8 protein-coding genes are annotated in these 6,917 nt (G+C 40.6%); 6 read left to right on the forward strand and 2 right to left on the reverse strand.

Annotated features, from left to right (window positions below):
• The first annotated feature begins 269 nt into the window (after positions 1–269).
• Positions 270–1,085 carry a recombination regulator RecX gene (recX, locus tag IEV18_RS15975; protein ID WP_188393367.1) on the forward strand — a complete coding sequence of 272 codons (816 nt, stop codon included), beginning with the start codon at positions 270–272 and terminating at the stop codon, positions 1,083–1,085.
• 76 nt (positions 1,086–1,161) lie between these two features.
• Positions 1,162–1,503, forward strand: coding sequence for a YfhH family protein (locus IEV18_RS15980; protein ID WP_188393368.1), 342 nt, complete (start codon positions 1,162–1,164; stop codon positions 1,501–1,503).
• Positions 1,504–1,540: 37 nt separating this feature from the next.
• On the opposite strand, the gene IEV18_RS15985 is transcribed toward IEV18_RS15980, so the two are convergent.
• Entirely contained in the window at positions 1,541–2,521 is a 981-nt protein-coding gene (locus tag IEV18_RS15985; protein WP_188393369.1) for a metal-dependent hydrolase, read from the reverse strand.
• Between the two features lie 154 nt (positions 2,522–2,675).
• On the opposite strand from IEV18_RS15985, the gene mutY reads away from it, so the two are divergent.
• Positions 2,676–3,737, forward strand: a complete 1,062-nt coding sequence (mutY, locus tag IEV18_RS15990; protein WP_188393370.1) for an A/G-specific adenine glycosylase — start codon at positions 2,676–2,678, stop codon at positions 3,735–3,737.
• Between the two features lie 36 nt (positions 3,738–3,773).
• Here mutY and yfhS read toward each other — a convergent pair whose 3' ends face one another.
• A complete protein-coding gene (yfhS, locus tag IEV18_RS15995) occupies positions 3,774–3,941 on the reverse strand; it encodes a mother cell protein YfhS (protein WP_188393371.1) in 168 nt (55 codons plus the stop codon).
• Between the two features lie 156 nt (positions 3,942–4,097).
• On the opposite strand from yfhS, the gene IEV18_RS16000 reads away from it, so the two are divergent.
• From IEV18_RS16000 to IEV18_RS16010, 3 genes are all read left to right on the forward strand, one after another.
• Positions 4,098–4,256 (forward strand): gamma-type small acid-soluble spore protein, encoded by a 159-nt coding sequence (locus tag IEV18_RS16000; protein WP_188393372.1) that lies wholly within the window; start codon positions 4,098–4,100, stop codon positions 4,254–4,256.
• A gap of 176 nt (positions 4,257–4,432) precedes the next feature.
• Positions 4,433–4,960, forward strand: coding sequence for a nucleoside tri-diphosphate phosphatase (gene ntdP / locus IEV18_RS16005; RefSeq protein WP_188393373.1), 528 nt, complete (start codon positions 4,433–4,435; stop codon positions 4,958–4,960).
• Positions 4,961–5,039: 79 nt separating this feature from the next.
• The gene (locus tag IEV18_RS16010) at positions 5,040–6,791 is read left to right on the forward strand and encodes an ABC transporter ATP-binding protein (RefSeq protein WP_188393374.1); all 1,752 of its coding nucleotides are present in this window, start codon (positions 5,040–5,042) and stop codon (positions 6,789–6,791) included.
• The last annotated feature ends 126 nt before the right edge of the window (positions 6,792–6,917 follow it).

Consider the following 6,917-nt stretch of genomic DNA (forward strand, 5'->3'; position numbering starts at 1 on the left):
AGAGGCCTCTTTCTAAGTGTATTTGCCTGGTACGCATACATTTATGATAGAGTGCCTCTTCCTTTTTGGCTAGGATTTTGTAGAAATATCACCGAGAACTATTTTACACATACTTTGTTAAAATTTAATTAAAGTATTCGGCAAAATTTGCTAAATTTCGAGCTTTTAAAATATGGATTATGTACAGCTTTTAAAAGCATTTATGAACAAAGGTTTTACGGTAAATGCTGTAAAATAAAATTGTAATAGAGGGAAAGGAGGCTCTCCCATTGCCTGTCATCAGCCGGATTACAACGCAAAAGAAAAATAATCAGCGATACAATATTTTTCTGCAGGAAGGAAAGAATGAACGCTTCGCCTTCAGTGTTGACGAAAGCATCCTCGTTGAATTCCGTCTCCGTAAAGGATTGGAGATTAGTGATTCTGTCATTGAGGCCATCCAGAAAAAGGATGAGACGTATAAGTTTTATATACAGGCAATTAATTTTTTAAGCTACCGGATGCGTTCGCGAAAAGAAGTATTCACGTATTTAAAGAAAAAAGAAGCTGCATTTGAGCAAATTGAGCAAGTGCTGGAACGGCTGGAAAAAGAAAAGCTTATCGATGATGAACAGTTTGCCCGCATGTTTGTCCAAAGCCGCATCAATACGACGTCGAAAGGACCGATGCTCATAAAGAAGGAACTGCTGGAAAAGGGCATTTCTTCGGCAATTGCAGAGCGGGCCTTGGACCAATATACCGAAGAGTTACAGTATAAAAAGATAACCGCTTTTTTTGAAAAAAAGAAGAAGAGCCGGAAAAAAGTTTCTTACCGAAAACAGCTGGATCAATGGAAAACGAATTTGCTGCAAAAAGGATTTCCGATGGACATGATACAGCAAGCCGCTGCAGATTTGGATGAAAATATGGATGAAGAAAAGGAATGGGAAGCGTTAGTGTATCAGGGAGAAAAATTAAAGCGAAAACATGAAGGGAAATTATCCGGCTATGCGTTAAGGAATAAAGTAAAAGAAGGCTTGTACCGAAAAGGATTTCCAATGGACATGATACAGCAATTTACCGATAAGATGGACGACGAATACTAAAAGAAAGAAAATTACCCCTAATACTATTGGCTTAATCGTCTATGTAAAGGTACAATAATGTTGGGAGGGGAAAAATGTGAATTACTTATATAGTGATTTATCTGTCCAAGATTTATATAAAGAAATTCGCAGCTTGAAAGAGAAGGCACAAAAGGCGGAACAAATGGGGAATATTTCCGAGGTGGCAATTTACGAACGAAAAATGCAAGTAGCCATAGCTTATACGATGAATCCGGAAGATTTTTCCCCCGGTGAAATATATGAATTAAAGATGGAACCAGGATTCCGTTTTAAAATTGAGTACATTAATGGAGTGTTTGCCTGGGGACGGAGGATTAACTTATTGAATGAAGTTTATGAAACGAAAGAAGCACTGCCGATTTCCCTTTTAGGAAAGAAAGTTAAAGAGGAAGACTAGAATTCAAAAAAGCTGACATTGTGAAATGTCAGCTTTTTTATGCGTCTTCCGTAAGCAGTTTTCTTTTCAGTTTATGTTCAGAAAAAATCCAGCCGGCATAGGAACTGATGATATCCAAGCGGCGGTCCAGCTGGACGACCGCAACGAAAGGATAATAGTCCTTTGACCGGTAGCGCAAGTCGATAAAGCGCACTTCGGTAAACGTCTCAAATTCGGTAATTTCCCAGCGGTAGACGGGAGAAAAGTTTAAAAAAGAAGCGATATTTTTATCCTTTTTCGCTGCCTCCATTACCGGTGTATCAGGCAAAGGCACTTTTTCAAATTCATCGATGATTTCAATATGGCCGTTTTCCACCGTGCCGACATAGAACCGGTTGTTGGTCGAAATGGCGACCCGCCAATAATTTTGTTTCATCGTAGGCGAAGTGACAATTTGAATCGCATTCGGGTAGAATTCTTTGATTTTTTCTCGGATTTCCCTTTTGTCCAAATACCGTTTGATATAATATAGAACAATGACTGCATAAATAATGGCCCAGGTGATGCCGGGGTTTGCCCCCAGTATCCATGCAATGATGAACACAACATTTAAGCCGAAGATATACGGATCAAACGTATTTATAAAGCCGAGGGCAATCCATTTGGACGTAAACGGACGGAACGCTTGGGTGCCGTACGCATTAAATAAATCGACAAATACGTGTAAACAGACGGCGATAAAGGTCCAAAGCCATAGATGGAAAAAGTTTACCTCTGGAACGAAAAGAAAAATGATCCCGGATACAATAAATCCCCATAAAATAATCGCTGGCAGAGAATGGGATGCGCCGCGATGATGACGAATGTACGTTGCATTGTTTCTTAACTTGAAAATTGTATCAAAATCCGGTGCGTGGGAACCGATCACCGTCCCGGCCAGCACCGCAGTAAATAGCGTTGGATCGTTCTGTACAGCGGGGTCGATTGTTGCCAGACCTCCAAGGGCAATTCCCATAACAATATGCGTTCCTGTATCCATTGCAAGCTCCCTCCAGAATTTAAAGCAGCTGGAAAATTGAATGCAAGTAATCCCGCCGGACAGATCAGTTACGGGCTTACAAATATTTGCAACAATGAGTATTGATGTTTCATTAAGTTTTTCTTTATTGTACCATAAAGGAAGTGGTTTTATGATGGATGAATTTATAAAACATATAAATATATGGCAATTTCAAGAAGATTTATTAACTTGGTATGACAAAAATAAGCGGGAACTTCCGTGGCGGGAGGATTCCGACCCGTATAAAGTTTGGGTCTCCGAAATTATGCTGCAGCAAACAAAGGTTGATACGGTAATCCCTTATTTCGAGCGATTTATTCGTAAATTTCCCAGTCCTTATGAACTTGCTGCCGCTTCCCAAGAAGAAGTGCTGAAAATGTGGGAAGGTTTAGGCTACTATTCCCGGGCAAAAAATCTGCATGAAGCGGTGAAGGAAGTAGTTGAGAAATATGACGGAAACGTGCCGGATGATGCGGAGAAATTAGGTACTCTAAAGGGAGTGGGCCCTTATACGAAAGGAGCAATTTTATCTATCGCTTTTAACAAACCGGAACCAGCGATAGATGGAAACGTATTGCGGGTATTTTCCCGGCTGTTCAAAGTGGAAGACGATATTTCGAAAGGCCCGGTAAAAAAACGAATCGAATCCTACGTAAAAGAACTAATTTCCGAAGAGGATCCTTCTTCTTTTAACCAGGCGATTATGGATTTAGGAGCTACCATATGCACGCCGAAATCTCCACAATGTCTTCTTTGTCCCGTAAATAAACATTGTTTAGGCTTCGAGGAAGGGGTTCAGGAACAGCTGCCGGTAAAGAAAAAGGCGAAAAAGCAGAAGACGGTTTCTTACGTGGCATTGATTATGAAGGAAAAAGATCGGGTTATCATTGAAAAAAGACCGTCGGAAGGGCTGTTGGCAGATTTGTGGCAATTTCCGATGGTTCCCATCGAAGAAGTCGGAATGAATCATATCGAACATTGGTTTTATGGAGAATACGGTGTGGAAATTCATTTACAAGAAAAATTGGGGAATATCCGCCATGTATTTTCCCATTTAATTTGGGATATTGACGTATACGAAGCGAAAATCATCCAGAATGAAAATAATGATACGAGAATCCGGATGGTAAAAACGGATTCCATCGATGATTTTCCTTTTCCGGTATCTCATCAGAAAATGAAAGCATGGATATAAAAACTTCCTGAGGCAATCAACTTCAGGAAGTTTTTTCTAAATATTTCTTGAGTGCAATTCTTTATTAATTTCGTGTAAAATCGTCAATCCTTCTGAGTTTATATAGGGCAATATTTGGGACAAAGCATGCTGATAATATTGCAATTCCTCATTACTCCACTTTTCTTTGCTCATCATCGATAATTCGGTGAAATCTCTTTTCATATCGGCCTCCAAAAGAGTAAAGCTTATTTGTAATTTGTGTGTATTTCCGGCTTTATTACCCGGGAGTTTTTCCCATTGCTGTTAGAAATTTGTTTTTAATATTTTTGGATAACATGCAAAGGAATGGACACATTATCTACTGCGGAGGTGAAACAAATGGCTAACAAAAAGACGAAAGCTGGTACTAATGTTCAGCATGTAAAACAGCAAAACCAGCAAGCTGCGCAAGGACAATACGGAACTGAATTTGCATCCGAAACCAATGCCCAGGAAGTTAGAAAACAAAATCAGCAGTCTCAGGCGAACAAAAAGTAGCAGATAATTAAGGACTGTTAAATAAGAAGGTGTCAGAAAAACCGTTATTTTTCTGACACCTTCTTTATTGGAAAAGCGGGCATAGGCTTCCGGAGGTCTATTTTACTTTATGTTTCTTTCTATTATCTATATAATGAGTTCATAGTGGACATTGGGTTAAGGAGAGGAAAGGTAATATGGTTGCTCCGAGAGCAGGTTCAACGATAGAGATACAAAGCTACAAACATAATGGACAGCTCCACAGGGTCTGGGAACAGAGTCTTGTTCTAAAGGGGACAGATACTGTTGTCATCGGAGCCAATGATAAAACCCAAGTGACGGAAAGCGATGGCAGAACTTGGATTACGAGGGAACCGGCTATTTGTTATTTTCACTCAAAATATTGGTTTAATATTATTGGCATGTTAAGAAACGACGGAATCTACTATTACTGCAATATCAGTTCGCCTTTTGTGTACGATTCGGAGGCGTTAAAATATATTGACTATGATTTGGATGTAAAGGTATATCCGGACATGACCTATGAAATTTTGGATATCGATGAATACAATGAACATAAGAAAGTGATGAATTATCCAGATGTATTGGATAAAATTTTACATAACCATATTGATTATTTAATAAAATGGATTCGCCAAGGAAAGGGCCCCTTTTCTCCTGATTTCGTCGATAATTGGTATGAACGGTATTTAACATACCGATAAACGATGGACGTGTCTTGTTACAGAGAGTAACAAGGCTTTTCTGTTTTTATTTTCAATATGGAAGAAAGAGGAAGAGCAGATGAGCAGCGTGAAACAGTACATGGCCTTTGTGAAACCGTATAAATGGAAGATTTTTTGGACAATTATTGTAGGCATTCTCAAATTTGCCATTCCCTTATTAATGCCGCTAATTTTAAAATATGTCATTGACGATATTATCGGAGCCCAAGGCCTGACGAACGGAGAAAAGCTGACTCAATTATTTTGGATTATGGGACTGGCATTCGTTGTTTTCCTAATTCTCAGGCCGCCGATTGAATATATTCGCCAATATCTTGCCCAATGGGTAGGAAACAAAATTTTATATGATATTCGTGACCGGCTTTTTGATCATATTCAAAAATTAAGCCTGAAATATTACGCTTCGACAAAAACGGGAGAAATTATTTCCCGTGTCATTAATGACGTGGAGCAGACGAAGAACTTTGTCGTGACCGGATTAATGAACGTCTGGCTCGACATGATTACGATTCTCATCGCCATCTCCATTATGCTTACGATGGATGTGGAGATGACGATTGTTGCCATTATTTTGTTCCCGTTATTTGGCTTTACCGTCAAATATTTTTACGGGCGACTGCGCCGGCTGACACGGGAACGTTCCCAAGCCCTTGCTAAAGTGCAAGGGCATCTCCACGAACGGGTCCAGGGAATTCCGGTGACGAGGAGTTTCGCTATCGAAGATTATGAGCAGGAGCAATTTGCGAAAAGAAACAAGCATTTTTTGCAAAGGGCGATGAAACATGTCGATTGGAACGCCCGCACCTTTGCCGCTACTAATACAATCACCGATTTAGCTCCATTGCTCGTCATCGGCTTTGGGGGGTACCAGGTAGTTACAGGAGATTTGACTGTCGGAGGATTAGCTGCCTTTGTCGGGTACATGGAAAGGGTATACAATCCGCTGCGCAGATTAATTAACTCCTCGACGACATTAGTTCAAGCCATTGCCTCCATTGACCGGGTCATGGAATTTATGAATGAGAAATATGACGTAAAAGACAAAGAGGATGCCATTGAATTAGGAAAAGTGGACGGTAGAGTGGATATCGAAAATGTTTCCCTTCGCTATGAAGAAAATGAGAGGGATGTATTAAAAAATATTACCCTCCATGTGGAAAAGGGAGAAACGATTGCTTTTGTCGGAATGAGCGGCGGCGGAAAATCTACAATCGTGAATTTAATTCCCCGCTTTTATGACGTCCGCGAAGGTTCCATTAAGGTAGACGGCATCGACATTCGTGATGTAAAAGCCCGCTCCCTCAGGGACAATATCGGCATGGTGCTGCAGGACAATATTCTTTTCAGTGAATCCATCGCCGTAAATATTCGGATGGGAAAGCCGGATGCAACCGACGAGGAAGTAATTGCCGCCGCCAAGGCCGCCAACGCCCATGAATTTATTGAAAAGCTTCCACAAGGATATGATACATTGGTTGGAGAAAGGGGAGTCAAATTATCCGGCGGACAGAAGCAGCGGATTGCAATTGCTCGTGTGTTCCTAAAAAATCCGCCAATCTTAATATTTGATGAGGCGACATCTGCCCTTGATCTGGAAAGCGAACATTTAATTCAGGAAACGATGGAAAAGCTGGCATCGGACCGGACGACATTTATTGTCGCCCATCGTTTGGCAACGATCACCCATGCCGACCGGATAGTCGTCATTGAAAACGGGGAAATTACCGAAATGGGTACCCATGAAGAATTAATGGAGAAAAAAGGAAGCTATTACGATTTGTATCAGGTGCAAAATTTAAACGCGCAATAAAAACAGCTCCTTCGTATGTGTCAAGTTTTTCTCGATGTTGTTTTTATCATGCTATTTCCAGCACTCTATTTTTGTACACTTTTTTCGGCTACCGCGCTGTCGCTTGCTGGCCTCGACGTTTTTGTC

It is taken from the genome of Compostibacillus humi (assembly GCF_014637175.1).
In the GTDB taxonomy this organism is placed as follows: Bacteria; Bacillota; Bacilli; order Bacillales; family Amphibacillaceae; genus Oceanobacillus; species Oceanobacillus humi.